20 protein-coding genes and 1 pseudogene are annotated in these 20,860 nt (G+C 69.8%); 11 read left to right on the forward strand and 10 right to left on the reverse strand.

Translation table 11 applies throughout. The annotated features are described in order from the left end of the window. Window positions 1-37: 37 nt before the first annotated feature. The 8 genes from M2271_RS20445 to M2271_RS20475 all read left to right on the forward strand — a co-directional run bounded on the left by M2271_RS20445 (window position 38) and on the right by M2271_RS20475 (window position 8,707). Complete coding sequence (locus tag M2271_RS20445; RefSeq protein ID WP_280888718.1) at window positions 38-970, forward strand: recombinase family protein; 933 nt, start codon at window positions 38-40, stop codon at window positions 968-970. Between the two features lie 736 nt (window positions 971-1,706). Then, on the forward strand, window positions 1,707-2,711 hold the full coding sequence (locus M2271_RS20450; protein WP_280888719.1) for an amino acid ABC transporter permease: 1,005 nt from the start codon (window positions 1,707-1,709) through the stop codon (window positions 2,709-2,711). 143 nt (window positions 2,712-2,854) lie between these two features. Continuing rightward, window positions 2,855-3,619 (forward strand): amino acid ABC transporter ATP-binding protein, encoded by a 765-nt coding sequence (locus M2271_RS20455; protein WP_280888819.1) that lies wholly within the window; start codon window positions 2,855-2,857, stop codon window positions 3,617-3,619. A 103-nt stretch (window positions 3,620-3,722) separates the two neighbouring features. Then, the gene (locus M2271_RS20460; RefSeq protein ID WP_280888720.1) at window positions 3,723-4,748 is read left to right on the forward strand and encodes an ABC transporter substrate-binding protein; all 1,026 of its coding nucleotides are present in this window, start codon (window positions 3,723-3,725) and stop codon (window positions 4,746-4,748) included. Between the two features lie 196 nt (window positions 4,749-4,944). Next, the gene (locus M2271_RS20465; protein ID WP_280888721.1) at window positions 4,945-5,721 is read left to right on the forward strand and encodes a GNAT family N-acetyltransferase; all 777 of its coding nucleotides are present in this window, start codon (window positions 4,945-4,947) and stop codon (window positions 5,719-5,721) included. Window positions 5,722-5,830: 109 nt separating this feature from the next. After that, window positions 5,831-5,947 carry a putative leader peptide gene (locus tag M2271_RS42540; protein ID WP_348539180.1) on the forward strand — a complete coding sequence of 39 codons (117 nt, stop codon included), beginning with the start codon at window positions 5,831-5,833 and terminating at the stop codon, window positions 5,945-5,947. A 94-nt stretch (window positions 5,948-6,041) separates the two neighbouring features. After that, window positions 6,042-7,313: an LLM class flavin-dependent oxidoreductase gene (locus tag M2271_RS20470; RefSeq protein WP_280888722.1), complete on the forward strand. Its 1,272-nt coding sequence runs from the start codon at window positions 6,042-6,044 to the stop codon at window positions 7,311-7,313. A 20-nt stretch (window positions 7,314-7,333) separates the two neighbouring features. Beyond that, window positions 7,334-8,707: an NtaA/DmoA family FMN-dependent monooxygenase gene (locus M2271_RS20475; protein WP_280888723.1), complete on the forward strand. Its 1,374-nt coding sequence runs from the start codon at window positions 7,334-7,336 to the stop codon at window positions 8,705-8,707. A gap of 49 nt (window positions 8,708-8,756) precedes the next feature. On the opposite strand, the gene M2271_RS20480 is transcribed toward M2271_RS20475, so the two are convergent. Further along, window positions 8,757-9,497, reverse strand: coding sequence for an SDR family oxidoreductase (locus M2271_RS20480; protein ID WP_280888724.1), 741 nt, complete (start codon window positions 9,495-9,497; stop codon window positions 8,757-8,759). Between the two features lie 94 nt (window positions 9,498-9,591). Next, entirely contained in the window at window positions 9,592-10,245 is a 654-nt protein-coding gene (locus M2271_RS20485; RefSeq protein WP_280888725.1) for a helix-turn-helix domain-containing protein, read from the reverse strand. Window positions 10,246-10,492: 247 nt separating this feature from the next. Here M2271_RS20485 and M2271_RS20490 point away from each other — a divergent pair. Then, window positions 10,493-10,933: pseudogene (locus tag M2271_RS20490) on the forward strand (carbohydrate ABC transporter permease); the annotation flags it as partial. Between the two features lie 44 nt (window positions 10,934-10,977). Here the strand turns inward: M2271_RS20490 and M2271_RS20495 are convergent. Genes M2271_RS20495 through M2271_RS20505 form a run of 3 tightly spaced genes read right to left on the reverse strand, consistent with a single transcriptional unit; the run spans window position 10,978 to window position 13,528 of the window. Beyond that, window positions 10,978-11,658 (reverse strand): 3-oxoacid CoA-transferase subunit B, encoded by a 681-nt coding sequence (locus tag M2271_RS20495; RefSeq protein ID WP_280888726.1) that lies wholly within the window; start codon window positions 11,656-11,658, stop codon window positions 10,978-10,980. Beyond that, on the reverse strand, window positions 11,655-12,329 hold the full coding sequence (locus tag M2271_RS20500) for a 3-oxoacid CoA-transferase subunit A (RefSeq protein WP_280888727.1): 675 nt from the start codon (window positions 12,327-12,329) through the stop codon (window positions 11,655-11,657). Before M2271_RS20500 ends, M2271_RS20495 begins: the two co-directional genes overlap by 4 nt. After that, window positions 12,326-13,528: a thiolase family protein gene (locus tag M2271_RS20505; protein WP_280888728.1), complete on the reverse strand. Its 1,203-nt coding sequence runs from the start codon at window positions 13,526-13,528 to the stop codon at window positions 12,326-12,328. Before M2271_RS20505 ends, M2271_RS20500 begins: the two co-directional genes overlap by 4 nt. An 84-nt stretch (window positions 13,529-13,612) precedes the next feature. On the opposite strand from M2271_RS20505, the gene M2271_RS20510 reads away from it, so the two are divergent. Together M2271_RS20510 and M2271_RS20515 are read left to right on the forward strand one after the other, a co-directional pair. Beyond that, a complete protein-coding gene (locus M2271_RS20510) occupies window positions 13,613-14,500 on the forward strand; it encodes a LysR family transcriptional regulator (protein ID WP_280888729.1) in 888 nt (295 codons plus the stop codon). A 298-nt stretch (window positions 14,501-14,798) separates the two neighbouring features. After that, window positions 14,799-16,025, forward strand: coding sequence for a cytochrome P450 (locus tag M2271_RS20515; protein ID WP_280888730.1), 1,227 nt, complete (start codon window positions 14,799-14,801; stop codon window positions 16,023-16,025). A gap of 149 nt (window positions 16,026-16,174) precedes the next feature. On the opposite strand, the gene M2271_RS20520 is transcribed toward M2271_RS20515, so the two are convergent. The 5 genes from M2271_RS20520 to M2271_RS20540 all read right to left on the reverse strand — a co-directional run bounded on the left by M2271_RS20520 (window position 16,175) and on the right by M2271_RS20540 (window position 20,811). Continuing rightward, complete coding sequence (locus M2271_RS20520) at window positions 16,175-17,443, reverse strand: cytochrome P450 (protein WP_280888731.1); 1,269 nt, start codon at window positions 17,441-17,443, stop codon at window positions 16,175-16,177. Then, entirely contained in the window at window positions 17,440-18,057 is a 618-nt protein-coding gene (locus M2271_RS20525) for an ATP/GTP-binding protein (protein WP_280888732.1), read from the reverse strand. The genes M2271_RS20520 and M2271_RS20525 overlap by 4 nt, the downstream gene beginning before the upstream one ends. Beyond that, window positions 18,038-18,394 carry a DUF742 domain-containing protein gene (locus tag M2271_RS20530; protein ID WP_280888733.1) on the reverse strand — a complete coding sequence of 119 codons (357 nt, stop codon included), beginning with the start codon at window positions 18,392-18,394 and terminating at the stop codon, window positions 18,038-18,040. Before M2271_RS20530 ends, M2271_RS20525 begins: the two co-directional genes overlap by 20 nt. Beyond that, the gene (locus tag M2271_RS20535; protein WP_280888734.1) at window positions 18,391-18,810 is read right to left on the reverse strand and encodes a roadblock/LC7 domain-containing protein; all 420 of its coding nucleotides are present in this window, start codon (window positions 18,808-18,810) and stop codon (window positions 18,391-18,393) included. The genes M2271_RS20530 and M2271_RS20535 overlap by 4 nt, the downstream gene beginning before the upstream one ends. A 120-nt stretch (window positions 18,811-18,930) precedes the next feature. Next, entirely contained in the window at window positions 18,931-20,811 is a 1,881-nt protein-coding gene (locus M2271_RS20540; protein ID WP_280888735.1) for an ATP-binding protein, read from the reverse strand. Window positions 20,812-20,860 lie beyond the last annotated feature (49 nt).

Below are 20,860 nucleotides of genomic sequence, written 5' to 3' on the forward strand. Positions count from 1 at the left end.
GATAGGGTCCGATCCTCCGTACGGAAGGGGCTCCGCGGTGGCAAACCTGGTCTACAAGCGGGTCTCGACCGACCAGCAGTCGACCGCCCGGCAGAACCTCGTCCTGGACGAGGCCGGGATCGAGAACCCGATCCCGTTCGAGGAGGAGGCCGGCACTTCCAGCCGCCTCCACCCGCTTGAGCGCCCGAAGTTCGGCGAGCTGCTGGCGTACGCGCGGCCGGGCGACACCGTGCACATCTCGGAAATGTTCCGCCTGGTGCGCGGCACCGGGCACATCCTCGATGTGCTCGACGTCCTGCACAAGGGCCGTCTCGCCCTGCGTATCCACGACGGCGCGTTCTCCGCGATGGACCTCACCGCCCGCCACCCGCGCACTGGCGAGCTGCTGTCCACGGTGAAGTTCATGGTGCAGACCCTCGCGGCCGCCGGCGAACTCCAGCGCGACCTCCAGCGGGAGCTGACGTACGACGGGCTGCGGGCCGCCGAGGCCAAGGGCAACAAGGGCGGACGCCGCCCGGCCATCCCAGCAGAGAAGACCGACGCCGTGCGCACCGCGTACTTGGACGGACAGTCCATCGCCAGCCTCGCCCGCGTCCACGACGTCAGCCGCGGAGCCATCCGTACTGCCGTCGCCGACCTCCTGCCCGAGCACACCGCCGTCGACCTGGGCGCCCCGGCCCCGGAGCTGCTGGTCGTCCTCGACATGCCGGGCAAGGTCGCGGACTTCCTCCGCGCGGCCGACCTGGAGCCCGCCGAGCGCGCCACGCTCGACCAGGGCGTGACCGTACGGCGCGGTCAGGGCTACACGCTGCGCGTGAGCGCCGTGCCCTCGGTCCACCGCGCACTCCTCGCTCACTGCCAGCCCCTCGACGGCACCCAGGGCGCCCCGGCGATCCCGGCACAGCGCAAGGCCCGCCGCGAGTACGAGAACCGCGTCAACACCCTCTGGGCACCTACAGCGGGACTGTGATCAATCTCGGCGAACCACGGTTCGATTGCCCCGGGGCCGATCCAAAAACTACTGGCGGGTTACTTGGCACCTTGTTCGCCGCTCGTTAACGGCACCCCGCATTGGACTGGCCGGTCGTCCTCACGACACTCACCGACCTGTTGGTCGCGACGAAACAGCGCTACGGCAACTGCCCAGCCGGGGGTGTGAGCTGTGGCTCCCCGCGGCCCCGTGCGCACGCGTCGGGCCGGGGCGGCATGAGGGGGGCGCCCCCCGCCGTGGGCGCTGACAACGCGACCGTCCACGTCGGTTTCGGCGCGCTTTGTGACGCCGTCATGAAGGTCCGAGCGTCCGGTCTCACCTGGTGGTCACGTGCGTTGACATCATTTTCGGGACATGCCTAACGTGCGACGCAGACCGAGATGTTCCAGGGCCGAAGAGACGATGGTGACAGCGATGCACGCAGCTGACGGGACGGCCGCAGGGCGGCGCCTCGGCCGCGTCCTGCTGTGCGCGGACCGCTCTGTCGACCTGCTGCGTGTCAACAGCGCACTGTGTACGGTCGCTTGCAGCGCCCTCTGCCAAGGCTGACGGCTTTCTGAGTCTCTGACGACCACCGCTGTCGCGGTGTCCCCGCTCCCCGCCCAGCCCTCGTTCCGCGGCTAACCGTGCGTCGACTCGTGCCGACGCCGTTCCCGCGTGGCGCGGTGCTGCCGCCTCCCGCAGCTTCGGGTGTCCCAAACCGCTGGAGCCCTCCATGAGTGAATCTCCCGGCATCGCTGTGTCCTCCGGATCAGCACCGCCCGCCGAGGCGATCCCCCGCCCCGACCTCCCCGCCGCGCCGAAGCCCCTGGTGGCGCAGCGAGTCCTTCCGCTCCGGCATCCCGGCCGCTGGATCATCACCGTCGTCGTGCTCGTGCTGGTCGCTCAGATCACCCACGGGCTGGCGACCAACCCCTTCTTCCAGTGGGACCGGTTCCAGTACTGGTTCCTGCGCCCGACGATCCTCGACGGCTTGCTCGTCACCCTCGAAGTAGCGCTGTACAGCGCCGTGTTGGGCCTGCTGGGCGGCATTCTGCTCGCCCTGGCCCGACTCTCCAGGAGCCCCGTACTGCGGGCGGTGAGCTGGATCTACATCTGGCTGTTCCGCTCGGTGCCGCTCATCGTCGTCCTGCTCTTCCTCTACAACTTCAGCGCGCTGTACAAGACGCTGAGCCTCGGTGTCCCCTTCGGTCCCGCCTTCTTCACCTTCGATGAGTCCCGTCTCGCCACCGACATGGTCGTCGCAGTGGTCGGACTGAGCCTCAACGAGGCGGCGTACGCGGCGGAAGTGGTCCGCGGCGGCATCCTCTCCGTCGACCAGGGCCAGCACGAGGCGGCCGCCGCCCTCGGCCTGCCGAAGCGGTACCAGTTCGCGAGGATCGTCTTCCCGCAGGCGCTGCGCTCCATCACGCCGAACTACGTCAACCAGCTGATCGGCCTGATCAAGGGCACCTCACTGGTCTTCTACGTGTCCCTGCTCGACCTGTTCGGCTCCGTGCAGAGCATGGGCAGCACCTACCCCGGCGACATCGTGCCACTGCTGCTGGTCGCCACCATCTGGTACCTGATCCTCACCAGCCTGGTGTCCGTCGTCCAGTTCTACGTCGAGCGGTACTACTCGCGGGGCGCACTCCGCATCCCGTCGCCGACCCCACTGCAGAAGCTGCGGACCGGCTTCGGCGACGTGCGGGCCCGAGTCCGGAGGGAGACGGCGATATGACCGCCAAGGCGACTGAGACGCCACAGACGGCCGGGACGACACATGCGGAGACGACACATGCCGGGACGACACAGGCCGACACCAAAGTGACGGCCGGGAGGACACAGTCGGTATCGGTGGCGGAGACCAGCGCGACGCACGAGATACGTCCCGCCGCGGTCGAGGTGCACGACGTGCACAAGTGGTACGGCGCTCATCACGTCCTGGACGGTGTGGAGTTGACCGTGCGGCCCGGAGAGGTCACGGTCGTCCTCGGGCCGTCCGGCTCCGGCAAGTCCACGCTCCTCAGGGTGATCAACCACCTGGAGAAGCCCGAGATCGGCCATGTCAGCCTGAACGGCGAGCTGATCGGCGTACGCAGGCACGGCGAGCGTCTCAAGGAGTTGAGCGAGCGGGTCATCCTGGCCCAGCGCGCGCGGATCGGCTTCGTGTTCCAGAACTTCAACCTCTTCCCGCACCTGACCGTGCTGGACAACGTGGCGGCGGCTCCGGTGGCGACCGGCAGGCTGACCAAGCCCGAGGCCCAGGAGTCGGCACGGGACCTGCTCGCCCGCGTAGGACTCGGCGACAAGACCACCGCCTACCCCCGGCAGTTGTCCGGGGGCCAACAGCAGCGCGTGGCCATCGCCCGTGCCCTCGCCCTACGACCCGGCGTCATCCTCTTCGACGAGCCGACGTCCGCCCTCGACCCCGAACTGGTCGGCGAGGTGCTCGCCGTCATCAAGGACCTGGCCGGCAGCGGCACCACCCTTGTCATCGTCACCCACGAGGTCGGTTTCGCCCGTGAGATCGCCGACCAGGTGGTCTTCATGGACGGCGGCCGGATCGTCGAACAGGGCCCGCCCGCCGAGGTGCTGGACCACCCGAAACAGGAGCGGACCAGGGACTTCCTGAGCAAGGTCCTCTGACCCCGCCGCGCCCTCCGCGGAACGACTCCGAGCGCTCCTCGCCAAGCCCGGGGCCCGCCGGGACCGCCCACACACCCGCACCGCACAACCGACAAGGACACCCATGCGTACCCTCAGCCTCCGCAGCAGATTCCTCCGCGGTGTCACCGCGTCCGCAGCCGTCGCCTCGCTCGCCGCAGGACTCGCCGCGTGCGGGGGCGACAGCGAAGCCGCGACCAGGACCGGCAGTGCGCCGGCCGGGACGGTCACCGTCGGCGCACTCTCCAACGGTGCCGCCAAGGAGACCGAGCTGAAGGTTCCCGAAGTGAAGTCGATCAGCGCCGAGTTGCCCCAGGAGGTCGCCAAGAGCGGCCGGTTGGTGCTCGGTGTCGGCGCGCTGCCCGCCGGGTTCCCGCCGCTGGCGTATGTGGGCCAGGACCAGAAGACCCTCACCGGTGCCGAACCCGACCTCGGCAGACTGGTCGCCGCGGTTCTCGGGCTGAAGCCGGAGGTGAAGAACTCGACGTGGGAGAACCTGTTCGTCGGGATCGACAGCGGCAAGGTCGACGTGGCGTTCTCGAACGTCACTGACACCGAGGAGCGCAAGAAGAAGTACGAGTTCGCCTCCTACCGGCAGGACAACCTCGCCTTCGAGGTGCCGGAGAAGAGCACCTGGAACTTCGCCGGCGACTACAGGAACCTGGCCGGCAAGACTGTCGCGGTGGGCGCCGGCACCAACCAGGAGAAGATCCTGCTGGAGTGGAAGGCGAAGCTGGCGAAGGAGGGCAAGAAGCTCACCGTCAAGTACTTCCAGGACAACAACAGCGTCTACCTGGCGCTGTCCAGCGGGAGGATCGAAGCCTACTTCGGTCCCAACCCCGGTATCTCGTACCACATCACCCAGGTTGCCAAGACGCCCAACCCGACGCGCAACGCGGGCAAGTTCTCCGGTGCGGGTGACACGCTCCAGGGCCTCATCGCGGCCACCGCGAAGAAGGACAGCGGGCTGGCCAAACCGGTCGCGGACGCGATCAACCACCTGATCGAGGACGGCCAGTACGCCAAGTGGCTCGCCGCCTGGAACCTCTCCAACGAGGCCGTCAAAACCTCCCAGGTCAACCCGCCCGGGCTGCCGCTCGACAACTCCTGATCCGTCGCCCACCCCGGGGACTCCGCCGCTTGAAACGTGGGGGAGTCCCGGGCCCCGCCCGCTGTGAAACGTGGGGGAGTCCCGGCCCCGCCCGCTGTGAAACGTGGGGGAGTCCCGGTCCCTGCCCCGCCGTGACACGCGGCGAAGTCCCGGCCCCCGCCCCGCCGTGTTCCAGATACGGAGAGTCCGCACCGCCATGTCCCTCAGCGTCCACCACGCCCCGTCCCCGAGCCCGACGGAACCGCACATCCTGGACAATGCCGCCTGGGCGGCGCTGACGGGCCCGCACGCTCATCTCGCCGAGCGCGTCGGCCGGGCCGCCCGCTACCCGACGGACGTCTCCCCGTTCACCGCCCTGGAAGACCCCGCCGATCCCCGCGCCTGGGACGACCTGGCCGCGCTGGTGGGGCCCGGCACCGTCACCCCGGTCACCGCGGTCCAGACCGTGCCCGGCGGCTGGGAGACCGAGCAGAGCGGCGAGGGCGTCCAGATGGTCGACACCGCGCTGTACGCCGAACCCGCACCCGAAGCGGTACGGCTCGGACCCACCGACGTACCCGAGATCCTCGGCCTGATCGCCCTCACCCGGCCGGGCCCCTTCCTGCCCCGTACCGTCGAGCTCGGCACCTACCTCGGCATCCGGGACCGCGGGCGGCTGATCGCCCTGGCCGGCGAACGCCTCCGCCCACCGGGCTGGACCGAGATCAGCGCCGTCTGCACCCACCCGGACCACCGCGGGCGCGGTCTGGCCACCCGGCTGGTCCGCGCGGTCGCCGCGGGCATCAGGGAACGCGGCGACACCCCCTTCCTCCACGCGTCCGCGAGCAACACCGACGCGATCCGGCTCTACGAGTCGATCGGGTTCACCCTGCGCCGCCGTTCGCGGTTCGTGCTGGTGCGCACGCCGGGCGGGCAGCCGGAAACGCACGTCCGGGACGAACACGAAGCCGGCCGGCTGGAAGAAAAGAAATAGCCGTGCTGTTGAGCTTGCTGACGAGTGAGTGGCGCCCCTTCGGGGCCCGCGAGCGCGTGGCCGACAAGGACCCCGGGGTCGCCGGGCCGGAAGGGCGGAGGTGAGGCACATGCGTCCCGTGTCCCGCCACCGCGCCGTGCAACCCGCCCCGCCCCGTCACCTGCACCTGTACTCCCGGCCGCACATCGACCTGCTGCGCGTGGCCGCCGCGCTCTGTTGCTCCTGACGGTGTGTCCCCGCGGCCGCACCCTCCCCACGAGGGTCGGCTCTCTCGTACATGACTGATCTCGTACACGACTGATCAGGAAGGCCCCACTCCCGTGTCCTCCTCACCCTCCCCGCTGCACCTCGCCGTCGCCCTCGACGGCGCCGGCTGGCACCCGGCCGCCTGGCGCGAGCCCGTCGCCCGCCCCCGAGAACTGCTCACTGCCGCCTACTGGGCCGACCTCGTCGCCGAGGCCGAGCGCGGTCTGTTCGACTTCGTGACCATCGAGGACGCGCTCGGCCTGCAGTCCTCGCACTACGGCGAGTTGGACGGACGCGCCGACCAGGTCCGCGGACGCCTGGACGCCGTCCTCATCGCCGCGCGGGTCGCCCCGCTGACCCGCCACATAGGTGTGGTGCCGACGGTGGTGGCCACCCACACGGAGCCGTTCCACATCTCCAAGGCGATCGCCACCCTCGACTATGTGAGCTCCGGACGTGCCGGCCTGCGCGTACAGATCACCCCCCGCCCGCACGAGGCCGCGCACTTCGGCCGCCGCACGTTCCCGCCGCTGAGCCTGGAGTCGCTCCGGACGTCGGCCGGACAGGAACAGCTCACCCACCTCTTCGACGAGGCCGCCGATTACGTCGAGGTGGTGCGCCGCCTCTGGGACAGCTGGGAGGACGACGCCGAGATCCGGGATGTCGCCACCGGCCGTTTCGTCGACCGGGACAAGCTGCACTACATCGACTTCGAGGGCAGGCACTTCAGTGTCAAGGGTCCCTCGATCACGCCTCGCCCGCCGCAGGGCCAGCCGCTCGTGACTGCCCTGGCCCACCAGAGCGTCCCGTACCGGCTGGTGGCTCGCCAGGCCGACGTCGGCTATGTCACCCCGCACGACGCCGGCCAGGCCCGTGCGATCGTCGCCGAGATCCGCGCCGAGCAGGAGGCGGCCGGCCGCGCCGACGAAACCGTGCACGTCTTCGGCGACCTGGTGGTCTTCCTCGACGACGATCCCGCCGAGGCCGCGGCCCGCCGAGAGCGCCTGGACGCCCTCGCGGGAGAGCCGTACACCAGCGACGCCCGGATCTTCACCGGCACTCCCGCCCAACTCGCCGACCTGCTGCAGGAGTTCGGGCAGGCGGGGCTGTCCGGGTTCCGGCTGCGGCCCGCCGTCGCCGGGCACGACCTGCCGGCGATCACCCGGGGCCTGGTTCCCGAACTCCAGCGGCGCGGCGCCTTCCGGCGTGCCTACGAGGCGGACACCCTGCGCGGCCTGCTGGGCCTCACCCGCCCCGCCAACCGTTACGCCACCGCCCCCACCGCTGCCGCCACCCCCACTGCCACCCCTGCCGCCACCACCGCCGCAGCCACCCCCACCGCGTGAGCCGGAAGGACCGCCTCCCCATGAGCAAGCCGCTGAAGCAGATCCATCTGGCCGCCCACTTCCCGGGCGTCAACAACACCACGGTGTGGAGCGACCCCCAGGCCGGCAGCCACATCGAGTTCAGCTCGTTCGCCCACTTCGCGCGGACCGCCGAACGCGCCAAGTTCGACTTCCTGTTCCTCGCGGAAGGGCTGCGGTTGCGCGAACAGGGCGGAAAAATCTATGACTTGGACGTGGTCGGCCGCCCCGACACCTTCACGATCCTCGCCGCGCTCGCCGCCGTCACCGAACACCTCGGTCTGACCGGCACCATCAACTCCACCTTCAACGAGCCCTACGAGGTGGCCCGCCAGTTCGCCAGCCTCGACCACCTCTCCGGCGGACGCGCCGCCTGGAACGTCGTCACCTCCTGGGACGCCTTCACCGGTGAGAACTTCCGCCGCGGCGGCTTCCTCCCGCAGAACGAGCGCTACTCCCGCGCGCAGGAGTTCCTGACCACCGCCAACGAACTCTTCGACTCCTGGCAGGGCGACGAGATCCTCGCCGACCAGGCGAGCGGCACCTTTCTGCGCGACGCGAAGGCCGGCGCCTTCGTCCACACCGGACAGCATTTCGACATCCACGGGCACTTCAACGTCCCGCGCTCCCCGCAGGGCCGCCCGGTGATCTTCCAGGCCGGTGACTCCGACGAGGGCCGCGAGTTCGCCGCGTCCAGCGCCGACGCCATCTTCAGCCGCTACGCCACCCTCAAGGAGGGCCAGGCCTTCTACACGGACGTCAAGAAGCGCCTCGCCGCGTACGGCCGCCGCCACGACCAGCTGAAGATCCTGCCCGCCGCGACCTTCGTCCTCGGCGACACCGACGCCGAGGCCGAGGAACACGCCCACGAGGTGCGCCGCCAGCAGGTCAGCGGGGCCACCGCCCTCAAGCACCTGGAGTTCGTCTGGAACCGGGACCTGTCCGCCTACGACCCGGACGGTCCCCTCCCCGACATCGACCCCGACCTCGGCGAACACACCATCGCCCGGGGCCGCGCCCAGGTCCGGATGTACCGCGACCCCCTGGCCACCGCCCGCGAATGGCGGGAACTCGCCGCCGCCAACAAATGGTCCATCCGTGACCTGGTCATCGAGACCGGCAACCGCCAGAGCTTCGTCGGCTCCCCGGCCACCATCGCGAAGACCATCAACGACTACGTCCAGGCCGACGCCGCCGACGGCTTCATCCTCGCCCCGCACATCACCCCCACCGGCCTCGACACCTTCACCGACCAGGTCGTCCCCCTCCTCCAGGAACAGGGCGTGTACCGCACGGAGTACGAGGGACCGACCCTGCGCGACCACCTCGGCCTGGCCCACCCCGACGACGTACGCGACGAGCGCGCGGCGTCATGAAGTTCCTCGCCATCACCCTGATCGTGCACGCGGGGGGGTACGCGCCGGGTCAGAGGCTCTGGCCGCCGGACACGTCGATGATCGCGCCGGTCGCCCACTGGAAGGCATCGGAGAGGATGGCGGGGACCACCGCGGTGATGTCGTCGGTCGTGGCGATCCGTCCCTGGGCTATGGTCTGGGCGGCGAGCTTCTGCACGTCGGGCGAGCGCATGATGCCTCCGCCGAAGTCGGTCACGACCGCGCCGCCCATGAGGGTGTTGACCCGGATGGACCGCTCGGCGAGTTCGACGGCCTGGTAGCGGGTCAGGACCTCGATCGCGCCTTTGGTGGCGGCATAGGCGGACATCCCGGGTACGACGCCCCGGGTCAGAGCGGTCGACACATTGAGCACGCGGCCGCCCTCGTTGATCAGGGGCAGCAGCGCCTGAGTGAGGAAGAACGGCGCCTTGAGATTGATCTGGACCAGTTCGTCGAACTGGTCGGGCGTGGTCACCGCGTACGGCGCGTAGGTGCCGATGCCGGCGTTGTTGACCAGGTAGTCGAAGGTCTCCACGCCGAACCGCTCCCGCAGCGTGCTCCGCACGGCGGTGACGAACTGCGGGAACGTGTCGATCCGGGTGACGTCGAGCCGGCAGAAGACGAAGTCCGGCTCGGTGGCCTCGGTAGCTGCGCGCTCACTGGTGAGATAGGTGCCCAGCACCGCGACACCCGACCGCGTCAGGTGGCGCGCCATACCCAGGCCGAGCCCGCGCCCAGCGCCGGTGACCAGGGCGATCTTCCGGTCCGCCATGAGAGTCCTTCCATCGGTGGGATCGATCCCCGCCACGATGAAGGAAGCGCCTCGCCCGGGCGAGGCGTTGTCCGCTGAACGGACAACCGCCGGATCACAGCGCGGAAAGCCTGCGTTCCAGTGCGACGGCGGCCCGGTGGACGGGCGCCGCAAGCCTGTCCGCGGGCCGCTGCGCTGCGGTGGCGATCTGCAACGACGCCCGCCGCCCACCGGGCAGGCCGACCGGCACGGCGTAGCAGGTCAGTCCCGCGAACACGTCCTGGTCGTCGACCGCGGCGCCGAACGGCCGCCGCCGCGCCGCAGGCATCGCGCTGGGGGCCAGGACCATCGCGGCGGCCGTCGAGGCGGGCATCTGCGCACCGCTGCGCGCGTCGATCGGCAGCGCGTCCCGGCCCGGGACCATCTCCAGCGCGACGAACGAGCCCTCCGACGGTACGACCAGGGACACCGCGGCGCCCGTCTGTTCCCGCAGACGCTGGATGACCTTCGAAGCGGTCTCCCGTAGACCGGCCAACGGCTCCACCTGCCGCGCCAGATCCAGCAGCGACGCCGACAGGGCCCAGTGGCCGTCAGTCCACTCCACCGCGCCGGATTGGCGTAGCTGGCCGAGCAGCCGGTGCACCGTCGGACGAGGCAGCCCGGTCAACTGTGCGAGACGCGCCACCTGATGCTTCCGGCCGGCCTCGGGAAGAGCCCGCAGCACCCGGAAGGCACCGTCGACGACACCGCGCGGTTCCCGCTCAGCCATCACACACCCTGCTTCCACCACAACCACCACCGCGGACAAGGACAAAGGTATGCGTTGCGACCTGGCCTGCATGGTCAGGGTGAACGCAGCCGGACATCGCCGTGCGTCGACAGCCTGCTGTCCTCGATCGAACGCCAGAAGAAGACGATCTTCGCCTCCGCATGACCACCGACGCCTCCCCGAAGGGCCCGGAGGCGGCCGCCGTGTCGCCTCCGGGGCCCCCGCCTGCCAAGAAGAAGGTCCCGCCAGCGGCAAGCTGTACGACTCCGCGCTCGGCCTCGTCCTCATCCACGTGGCCTTCCAGTCCGGCTTCTGCGCCTTCGCGCTCAGCAACTACGTGCGCTCGCTGCCGCACGAACTCACCGAGGCCGCGCTCGTCGACGGTGCCTCGGTGTGGCGGATGTACTGGCAGATCGTGCTGCCGCTGTGCAAGCCCGCGATGGCCGCCCTGGCGACCCTTCTCTCCATCTGGATCTACAACGACTTCTTCTGGGCGATCGTGCTGATCTCCACCGGCGAGAACATGCCGATCACCTCGGCCCTGAACAACCTTTCCGGCCAGTACTTCACCGACCCCAACCTGGTCGCCGCCGGCGCCCTGCTCACCGCGATCCCCACCCTCATCGTGTACTTCGTGCTGCAGCGCCAGTTCGTCAGTGGCCTGACCCTGGGCGCCAACAAGGGCTGACAGCTCCCGACGCACCCCGCGTCCCCTACCTGTGGTCGGAGCGTCTACGAAAGACGTGTCGCCGGGAGAGGAAGGTCGAGGCGGGCCGCAAGCTCGGCATAGGCGATACCGAACGTTTCGAGCACGGTGGCGCCCTCCGGGCCGACGCGGAACGTCGCGAGGTCGGTGTAGACGCGGTCGACGCAGCCCAGCCCGGTCAGCGGATAGGTGCAGTGCGGCACAAGCTTGGGTGTGCCGTCCTTCGTGAAGAGGGTCATCATCACGAAGACCTTCTTGGCGCCGATCGCCAGGTCCATCGCACCCCCGACGGCGGGGATCGCGTCGGGCGCTCCGGTGTGCCAGTTGGCCAGGTCACCGGTGGCCGAGACCTGGAACGCCCCCAGCACACAGGTGTCGAGATGGCCGCCACGCATCATCGCGAAGGAGTCGGCGTGATGGAAGTAGGCCGCTCCCGGCAGTTCGGTGACCGGGATCTTGCCCGCGTTGGTGAGATCGGGGTCCACCTGGCCGGGCCCTGCCGCGGGGCCCATGTTGAGCATGCCGTTCTCGGTGTGCAGGACCACCCCCGACCCCTCGGGGAGGTGGTCGGCGACCAGGGTCGGCAGGCCGATGCCCAGATTGACGTAGGAGCCGTGTTCGATGTCGCGGGCCACCCTGGCGGCCATCTCGTCCTTGCCGAGCGGCCCTCGGCCGAGGTTCTCCACCGGCGGCGTGGTCGTGTTCATGCGGCGGGCACCCCCGTCCGCACGATGCGGTCGACATAGATGCTCGGCGTCACCACGGCCTCCGGGTCGATCGCACCGACGTCGACGATCTCGCTGACCTGTGCCACGACCGTGGTGGCGGCGGTGGCCATGACGGGCCCGAAGTTGCGGGCGGTCTTGCGGTACACGAGGTTGCCCATCCGATCCGCCCGGTGGGCGCCGATCAACGCGAGGTCGCCCTTGATGGGGTACTCCAGGACGTAGGTACGGCCGGCTATCTCCCGGGTCTCCCTGCCCTCGGCGAGCGGCGTACCGACGCCCGTGGGGGAGAAGAAGGCCCCGATGCCGGCACCGGCGGCACGCATCCGTTCGGCGAGGGTGCCCTGCGGCACCACCTCCAGCTCGATCCGCCCTGCGCGGTAGAGCCGGTCGAAGACCCACGAGTCGGACTGGCGGGGGAAGGAGCACACGATCCTGCGCACCCGCCCCTTGCCCAGCAGCGCGGCCAGCCCCGTGTCGCCGTTGCCGGCGTTGTTCGACACCACGGTCAGTCCGGTCGCGCCCTGCCGGATGAGCGCGTCGATCAACTCGACCGGCATGCCAGCCATGCCGAACCCTCCGACGAGTACGGTCGCGCCGTCCTCGACCCCGGACACGGCCTCGTCGGCATCGCTGCACACGTGAACGGTCATCGGGTCCTCCCCGTCATGTTCTCCAGGACGACGGCCAAGGCCTGTCCGACACCGATACAGATCGCGGCGACGCCCCACCGCTCTCCCGACTCGTGCAGCCGCGCGGCGAGCGTGCCGAGGATCCGGCCTCCCGAGGCGCCGAGCGGATGGCCGATCGCGATCGCCCCGCCCTTGGCGTTCACCACGGCCGGATCGATCTTCCAGGCGTCCACGCAGGCCAACGACTGGACGGCGAAGGCCTCGTTGAGTTCGACCGCCGCCACGTCCGCCCAGGAGATCCCGGCCCGCTTCAGGGCCCGCTCGGCCGCCTCGACCGGCGCGAACCCGAACATCTGCGGATCCAGCGCCGACACCCCGCGGCCGGCGATCCGGGCCAGCGGGGGCAGGCCGATGCGCTGCGACGCCGTCTCCGAGCCGATCAGCACGGCGGACGCGCCGTCGTTCAGCGGCGAGGCGTTCCCGGCGGTGATGACGCCGTCGGGGCGGAACGACGGCTTGAGACCCGCCAGCTTCCCCGCCGTGGATCCGGGTCGGATGCCCTCGTCGCGAGAGAGCCGGACCTCCCCGTTCTGCACGACCGACACCACCAGGTCGTCGTAGAAGCCCGCATCCCAGGCCTCGTCCGCGAGGTTGTGCGAGCGGGCGGCGAACTCGTCCTGCCGATCCCTGGGGATGGTGAACCGTTCGGCCAACTGCTCGTTCGACTCCCCCAGGGAGACGGTCCACTCCTTCGGCATGCGGTCATTGACCAGCCGCCAGCCGAGAGTCGTCGACACGGCGGTCACATGGCCGGCCGGGAAGGCGCGTGACGGCTTCGGCAGGACCCAGGGAGCACGGGTCATCGACTCCACGCCGCCGGTGAGGACGATGTCGGCGTCACCGCTCTCGACGGCACGCGAGGCGATGATCGCCGCGTCGAGCGAGGAGCCGCAGAGACGGTTGACGGTCGTGGCCGGCACCGAGGTCGGCAGGCCCGCCAGGAGGACGGCCATCCTGCCCACGTTGCGGTTGTCCTCGCCCGCGCCGTTGGCGTTGCCCCACACCACGTCGTCGATCAGGGCGGGATCGAGAGCCGGCGCCTTGGCCAGGGCTCCTGTGACGGCGACGGCCGCGAGGTCGTCGGGCCGGACGTCGGCGAGCGCTCCACCGAACCGCCCGAACGGCGTTCTGACTGCGGCGTAAACGAAACTGGCAACCATGGGAACCACCGTAGGTTCCTCAGATTCATCTCGTCCAATACTCAGTTCCGCATAATCCATCACTTTCACATATAAGCTGTGGTCATGGAGATCCGGCAGGTCCGCTACTTCCTCGCCCTCGCCGAGGAGTGCCACTTCGGCCGCGCCGCCCAACGCCTGCACGTGGCCCAGTCAGCCCTCTCCCAGCAGATCAAGCAGCTGGAGCGCGGGCTCGGCACGACGCTCTTCCATCGGTCCACGCGGCACGTCGAACTCACCGAGGCCGGCCGTCACCTGGTCGGGTACGCACGGTCGATCCTCGCCGAGGTGGAACGGGCGCAGGAGCAGATGGCCCAGCTCGCCACCGGCCTGGCCGGCCGCGTGTCCATCGGGTTCGTCGGGACCGCCACCTACGACATCCTGCCGAGGATCGCCCGTACGGTCCGGGCACAGCTGCCCGGAATCTCCCTGGAGCTGCGGGGTGAGTTGCTCAATCCCGAACTGGTCGACGGCCTGCTCGGCGGCACCTACGACCTCGCGCTGCTGCGCGCCGGCACACCGATGGACGCCGCCGTCACCGTCACCCACCTCCGGTCCGAACGACTCATGGCCGTCCTGCCCACCGGCCATCCGCTGGCCGGCCGGGACAAGATCGCCCTCGCGGCACTTGCCGACGAGCCCTTCGTCGTCCACCCTTCCCGCGACCGTTCCTCCATGCACGGCCGGGTCCTCGCAGCGTGCGCCCGTGCCGGCTTCCAGCCCTCCACCCTGATCGAGGTCGGCGAGACCGCGACTCTCGTGGTGCTGGTCGCCGCGGGCAACGCCGTCGCCCTGGTGCCGGAGTCCCTGCGGAGTCTGCGCCTCGATGGCGTGACCTACCTGCCGCTCACCGAGAGCGAGACCGTCGACCTGGCACTGGCACGCCGCGCGGGCCACAACGCACCCGCGACGGAACAGGTCGCAGCGGTGGTCGAGAGCTGCGTCAAACACTGAGCGTGCCCCGGGTGGGCGACGGTGCGTGGAGCACCTCGGCAGGGGCGGACAGGGCGCGGAGGCCGATCGTTGAAAAACACCGGTGCCGGGCCGCTCGTCATGCCGGTCAGTCGACGACCTGACAAGGTTCTCCTCACCTCCCTGCCACCGGCCGAGGTCGCCGACCTGTACGACGGTCATGCCGACGTCGACCTGCCGTGTCCCCTGCTCACACGTGGGCGGCTGGGACTCGCCTGGCCCGGTGCATGGATGAAATAGCCTTGCACGGCATGCCCGTTGCTGATCTCAGGGAGTTCTCATGTCCACCACGCAGCAGGCCCCCGACATCCTCTCGCCCGAGTTCGCTGCGGATCCCTACCCGGCCTATCGGGTGATGCGTGAGCGTGCCCCTCTCATCTGGCACCAGGCCACCCAGAGCTACATCATCTCGCGCTACGAGGACGTGGAGCGCGTCTTCAAGGACAAGGACGGCGAGTTCACCACCGACAACTACACCTGGCAGATCGAGCCCGTACACGGCAAGACGATTCTCCAGCTCAGCGGGCGGGAGCACGCCGTGCGACGCGCGCTGGTCGCCCCGGCCTTCCGCGGCGGCGACCTGCGGGAGAAGTTCCTCCCTGTGGTCGAGCGCAACTCACGTGAGCTCATAGACGCTTTCCGGCCCACCGGATCCGCCGACCTGGTGACCGACTACGCGACCCGCTTCCCCGTCAATGTGATCGCGGACATGCTGGGCCTCAGCAAGGCCGACCACTCCCGGTTCCACCGCTGGTACACCTCGGTCATCGCCTTCCTCGGCAACCTCTCGGGCGACCCGGAGGTGACCGCGGCCGGCGAGCGGACCCGGGTGGAGTTCGCCGAGTACATGGTGCCGATCATCCGGGAGCGCCGTGACAACCTCGGCGACGACCTGCTGTCCACGCTGTGCGCCGCCGAGGTCGACGGCGTGAAGATGAGCGACGAGGACATCAAGGCCTTCTGCAGCCTGCTGCTCGCCGCGGGTGGCGAGACCACCGACAAGGCGATCGCCGGCATCTTCGCGAACCTCCTGTCGCACCCGGAGCAGTTGGCGGCCGTACGGGAGGACCGCGGCCTGATCGCCCGCGCCTTCGCCGAGACGCTGCGCTACACACCGCCCGTCCACATGATCATGCGGCAGTCGGCGACCGAGGTCGCCCTCAGTGGCGGAACAGTACCGGCAGGAGCCACCGTCACCTGCCTGATCGGCGCCGCCAACCGGGACGGCAACCGCTACCTGGACCCGGACCGCTTCGACATTTTCCGCGACGACCTGACGACGGCGACCGCCTTCTCGGCTGCCGCCGACCACCTTGCCTTCGCGCTCGGCCGGCACTTCTGCGTCGGAGCCCTGCTCGCCAAGGCGGAGGTCGAGATCGGTGTCGGGCAACTCCTCGACGCCATGCCCGACATGCGGCTCGCCGACGGCTTCGATCCCGTGGAACAGGGCGTCTTCACCCGAGGCCCGCAGTCCCTGCCGGTGCGGTTCACGCCCGTCGCGGGCTGACCCGCCGCCGGCAGGGCGGCGCGCGTCGGTCCACCGGCAGGGCCGTACCCCCCAACCTGCCATCGCCGGCCCACCGGACGCGAAGGCGGGTACGGCCGCGCGAAGGCAGGCACGGCCGCGCGAAGGCGCGCGCCTGCCCGTGCGGTGTGCTACCGCACGACTGGCGTGAACTGCACCGGCAGCGCGGTCAGCCCGCGCATCCAGACGGAGGGGCGCCAGGTCAGCTCCTGCGGCTCCACCGCCAGGACCAGGTCGGGGAGCCGCTCCAGCAGGGTCTCGACCGCTGTACGGGCGATGACATCAGCGAGCAGCGGGGCCGGGTAGGGGCAGCGGTGCTCGCCGTTGCTGAACGACAGGTGCGCGGCGTTCTCCGCGCCGACGTGCCCTTCGGGCCAGATCTGCGGGTCGGTGTTGGCTGCGGCAAGCCCCAGCACGAGGCAGTCGCCGGCCTGGATCTGCCGTCCGCCGAGCTGGGTGTCGCGCACAGCCCAGCGGCCGATGAAGTTCTGCGTCGGCGTATCGAGCCACAGCACCTCGTTCAACGCCTCGCCCACGCTGAGCCGGCCGCCCGAGACGTTCAGGGCGAAGCGTTCGTCGGTGAGCAGCAGTCGGAGAGTGTTGCAGATCCAGTTGGCCGTCGGCTGCTGTGCCGCGGCGATGACGGAGATCAGGTCCTGGATGACCTCCTCGTCGGTCAGCCCGGCCGGATGCAGCAGCATCCGGGAGGTGACGTCCGGTCCGGGTTTCTCCCGTTTCTCCTTCACCAGCTGCTGGATCCGCTCTCCCACCCGCGCGTACGCGGCCACCGGATCGTCGTCGTCACCCGCCCCGTCGAGAGAGATCCGCAGGTCGTCCACGAGTTGTTGGGTGTCCGTACCGGCGTGCGGCATCCCGCACATCTGGACCGCGGCCCGCATCGCCAGGGCGTGCGCGTACGCGCTCATCAGTTCGGCCTGACCGCTGCCCGCGAACGAGGTGATGAGCCGGTCGGCGATCTGCTCGCAGTCCCGGCCCAGTTCGAACTGATCGACGCCCTCCAGTGCCTCAGTGATCACCCCGGCCCGCCGCTGGTGCTCGGCGCCCTCGGTGAACAGCACCGACGGCTGGTATCCGACGAACGGCAGCAGCGGCCAGTCCGCGGGGATGTTCTCCCACTGGTTCCAGCGCCGCGAGTCGCGCGCGAAGAGCTCGTCGTGGGCCGTCACGTAGCTGACCTCGGAGTAGCCGAGGACGAGCCAGGCGGGAATGTCCCCGTCGAGCAGCACGGGCGCCACCGTGCCGTTCTCCCTGCGCAGAGTGCGGTACAGCTGCGACGGTGCCTGCTGGTACTCCAGACCGGCCAGTGGCACCGCGCCCGCGTGGGCGGGGCAGCCAGGTGCGGCCGCGTGCGGCCGTTGTGCCGCTCCGGTATCGGTCACGCTGTCATCTCCCGGGTCTTGGCCAGTTCGTGCAGGTGGTCCACGAGGGTGATCAGAACGTCCTTGCCCGACGACCTGGCCCGCGCGTCACAGTCGATCAGCGGCACATGCCCGGGCAGGGCGAGGGCCTGGCGGACCTCCTCCAGGGAGTACCGGGAGCGATCGTCGTCGAAGCGGTTGACGGCCACCACGAACGGCATCTTGTGGTGTTCCAGCCGGTCTATCGCGTACCAGGATTCGTCCATCCGGCGCGTGTCGACCAGGACGACCGCGCCGAGGGTGCCGGAGAAGAGCCGATCCCACAGGAACCAGAAGCGCTCCTGCCCCGGAGCGCCGAAGAGGTAGAGGACCATGCGCTCGTTGAGGCTGATCCGCCCGAAGTCGAACGCGACCGTGGTGGTGGTCTTCGTCGCCACCGCGTTCGTCTCGTCGACGCCGAGCCCGGCCTCGGTCATCACCTCTTCGGTGTTGAGCGGGCGGATGTCGCTGACCGAGCGGACCAGGGTCGTCTTGCCGACCCCGAAGCCGCCCACGATGACGATCTTCAGGCCTGTTTCGGCAGTGTCGGCCAGGGGCGTCGGGCGGGAAGGCAGCTCAGATATGGCGGAGCCCATGGAGCACCTCCTGGAGTAGGGCGGAGTCGGGGAGCGAGGCGACGGACTGCGCCGCGCGCGGGTGGCGGGCGGTGATGTTGCCCATGGCGAGGAGGTCACCGAGCAGGATGCGCACCACCGTGATCGGCAGCTTCATGCCTGCGGCGATCTCGACCACGGCCGTCGGATGCCGGCACAGGTCGAGGATCCGGGCGTGCTCCGACTGCATCCCGGCGGCGGGTTCGCACTCACTGACCACGAGGGTGACCAGATCGAACGGGTCGTCGGCACGACTGCGCCCGCCCGTGACGGTGTAAAGCCGGTCGGGATCACCGATGTCGACGGGCCGGCGCATCACGACGAGGCGCTTGCCTGAGCGCCCGGGCGGGGCTCGGCGTGCAAATGCTCGCCGATCTGTTCGACCAGTTCGGTCATCTGGTGGCCCACCACCCCGGGGTCGGCGTTCTCCGCGGCGACGACCGCCAGATGCGCCCCTTCGCCGGCCTCGACGATGAAGAGCAGGCCGCCATGGAACTCCGTCATGGAGTGACGGACACCGCCGGTTCCGTCTCCGAACTCCATGGACGCGCCGTGAGCGAGGGCCTGGATTCCCGAGCACATCGCCGCCAACTGGTCGGCCTGGTCCACCGTCAGGTGTTCGGTCCAGCAGAGCTTCAGGCCGTCCCGGGACAGCACCAGGGCGTGACGGGTGCCGGGGGTGCGCTCCAGGAGGCTGTTGAGGAGCCAGGTGAGGCTGTTGTCTGTGGTCTGCATGGTGGGTGATGGGACGGTAAGGCCCGGCTGTCGGGTTACCGGCCCGTTCCTCCAATCCTCAGGAAGTCGAGCGGGGCGTGGGCGCCGGGGCCCCGAGCGCCGTACGGGAGAGGCGTGGGCCTACGGGCGGGCCGGCGGCTCGGGTGCGTGGTCGATTTCGGGACGGGCCCACGATCCGGTGTCGCCGGTGTCGCCGGTGTCGGACCGGCGTCCGCGATGGAATGCGCCGAAGAGTGAACCCGCGTCGCGCCTCGCCGTAGCTCCCTGCGCCTGCGCCTGCGCCTGCGCCTGCGTCGCGTCGGTCTGCGTGGCGTCGTCCGTCTGTGTCGCGTCCGTCTGTGTCGCGTCCGCCTGTGTCGCGTCCGCCTGTGTCTTGTCCTGTGCGGTGGCATCGGCCGCGACCCTGCGCCGCTGCCGTTCGCTCTGAGCCTCGTCCATGGTCCGGCCGGGAGCGCGCACGGGCAAACCGTTCGGGGTGGAGTCCGCGAGACGGTGGTGTGCCTGCTGCTTCGGGAGGTCCGCCCCGGTAGCGGGCCGCACCGCAGCGACGGGCGGTACGGCCGCCGCGGGCTGGGCGGCGTCGCCGGGCGCGGGCGCCGCGACTGCGGGACGGGGCGCGGTCTGCGGGCGCACGGTATGCCGCGGCGCGACGTCGTGCTGTTGGGCGAGCAGTTCCGGGGGCAGGAGCACGACGACGCCGGTTCCGCCGCGCGACGAAGGCCGGTAGTTGACGTTGATGCCGTATTTGACGGCCAGCCTCCCGACCACGGCCAGACCGAGCCGCGTGCCCTGCAGCGAGGCGAGGTCCGTCATCCGCCCGGTCACCGACTCCTCGGCACGCCGCATCGCAGCGTCGGACATTTTCAGGCCGCTGTCCTCGATCGTGACGACGATTCCCGCGCTGCGCTCCTCGAGGTACACGTGGACCTCGTCGATCGGCGGCGAGAAGTTGGCGGCGTTGTCCATCAGTTCAGCGAGCAGATGCATGGCGCCTTCCGCGGCGTACCCGGAGATCGCGGCGTTCGTCGAACAGTGCAGCCGTACCCGCCGGTATGCGGCGATCCGGCCGACCGCGCCTCGCAGGATGCTCTCCATCACGATCGGCTTGTTCCACGCGCGGCTGGAACGGCCGCCCATGAGCAGCGCCAGCCGGTCGGTCATCAGGCCCAGCTGCGAGGTGCTGTGATCGAGTTTCAGCAGATCACCAAAGACCTCTTCGCCGTGCCGCTCCTGCATCTCCCGCAGGTCGGCGAGCATGCTGACAGCCTTGGCCTGTACCCGGCTCAAGGCCTTCGCCGAGGCGGCCTGGGCGGCGGCGGCCCGCCGTTCGCTGTGGGCGAGTTCACGAATGAACGATTCGGCGGGGACACGTAGCAACGAGACCTGAGGCAAATCAAGTTCAGCGAAGACAGTGTCGCCGGAGCTGCCTTCCCGGAGCTGCGTGATCGCAGCGGGCAAGGTCTCCTTCGTCAGCCGTTCCGATTCAGCGGCGGCCTGGGTCAGTTCGTGCTGGGCTTGCCGCCGTTCGTTGTCCAGCGCCACGGCACTCGTCACGTCCTGCTCCACCGCGGAAGCGAAAGCATGCATGATCTTCCGCAACTGCGGATCGGACGGCTGCGGCACGTTCGTCAGCGCGCCACTCGCACTCTCTCCCTCCCGCAGCCGCATAGTGACCGCGGGCAAGGTCACGTTCATCAGATGCGCGGTCTCGGCCACCTGCTGCGCCAACTGCTTCCGAAGCACGTCGGCTTCGGCTGCCTGAGCCGCGGCAGACCGGTGGGAGCGACGGATCAGCGACGTACTGACAACGACAGTGACCGCCACGCACAACCAGGCGCTCAGAGCCACGGTCACGGTCCAGGTGCCGGCGGAAGCGGGCGCAGCCGCGACCGCCGCACCAGCCGTCGCGGCGCTCACGAGCAGCACGGCCAGGGGGGCGACCGGAGGGGCGTGAGACGCCTTTGCTGACCTGTAGTGGCTGAGCGGTGAAGGCACTGACATGCAGCAGTCCTCAGTCCTTTGCAGCAGGAAAACGGAGCGACCGACACAC

The sequence above is a fragment of the Streptomyces sp. LBL genome (genome assembly GCF_029893585.1).
Classification (GTDB): Bacteria; Actinomycetota; Actinomycetes; order Streptomycetales; family Streptomycetaceae; genus Streptomyces.

Coding starts and splice junctions, on each gene's coding strand:
- M2271_RS20450 (WP_280888719.1), top strand. CDS start 1,707: ATGAGTGAATCTCCCGGCATCGCTGTGTCCTCCGGATCAGCACCGCCC.
- M2271_RS20460 (WP_280888720.1), top strand. CDS start 3,723: ATGCGTACCCTCAGCCTCCGCAGCAGATTCCTCCGCGGTGTCACCGCG.
- M2271_RS20465 (WP_280888721.1), top strand. CDS start 4,945: ATGTCCCTCAGCGTCCACCACGCCCCGTCCCCGAGCCCGACGGAACCG.
- M2271_RS42540 (WP_348539180.1), top strand. CDS start 5,831: ATGCGTCCCGTGTCCCGCCACCGCGCCGTGCAACCCGCCCCGCCCCGT.
- M2271_RS20475 (WP_280888723.1), top strand. CDS start 7,334: ATGAGCAAGCCGCTGAAGCAGATCCATCTGGCCGCCCACTTCCCGGGC.
- M2271_RS20480 (WP_280888724.1), bottom strand. CDS start 9,497: ATGGCGGACCGGAAGATCGCCCTGGTCACCGGCGCTGGGCGCGGGCTC.
- M2271_RS20485 (WP_280888725.1), bottom strand. CDS start 10,245: ATGGCTGAGCGGGAACCGCGCGGTGTCGTCGACGGTGCCTTCCGGGTG.
- M2271_RS20495 (WP_280888726.1), bottom strand. CDS start 11,658: ATGAACACGACCACGCCGCCGGTGGAGAACCTCGGCCGAGGGCCGCTC.
- M2271_RS20500 (WP_280888727.1), bottom strand. CDS start 12,329: ATGACCGTTCACGTGTGCAGCGATGCCGACGAGGCCGTGTCCGGGGTC.
- M2271_RS20505 (WP_280888728.1), bottom strand. CDS start 13,528: ATGGTTGCCAGTTTCGTTTACGCCGCAGTCAGAACGCCGTTCGGGCGG.
- M2271_RS20510 (WP_280888729.1), top strand. CDS start 13,613: ATGGAGATCCGGCAGGTCCGCTACTTCCTCGCCCTCGCCGAGGAGTGC.
- M2271_RS20515 (WP_280888730.1), top strand. CDS start 14,799: ATGTCCACCACGCAGCAGGCCCCCGACATCCTCTCGCCCGAGTTCGCT.
- M2271_RS20525 (WP_280888732.1), bottom strand. CDS start 18,057: ATGGGCTCCGCCATATCTGAGCTGCCTTCCCGCCCGACGCCCCTGGCC.
- M2271_RS20535 (WP_280888734.1), bottom strand. CDS start 18,810: ATGCAGACCACAGACAACAGCCTCACCTGGCTCCTCAACAGCCTCCTG.
- M2271_RS20540 (WP_280888735.1), bottom strand. CDS start 20,811: ATGTCAGTGCCTTCACCGCTCAGCCACTACAGGTCAGCAAAGGCGTCT.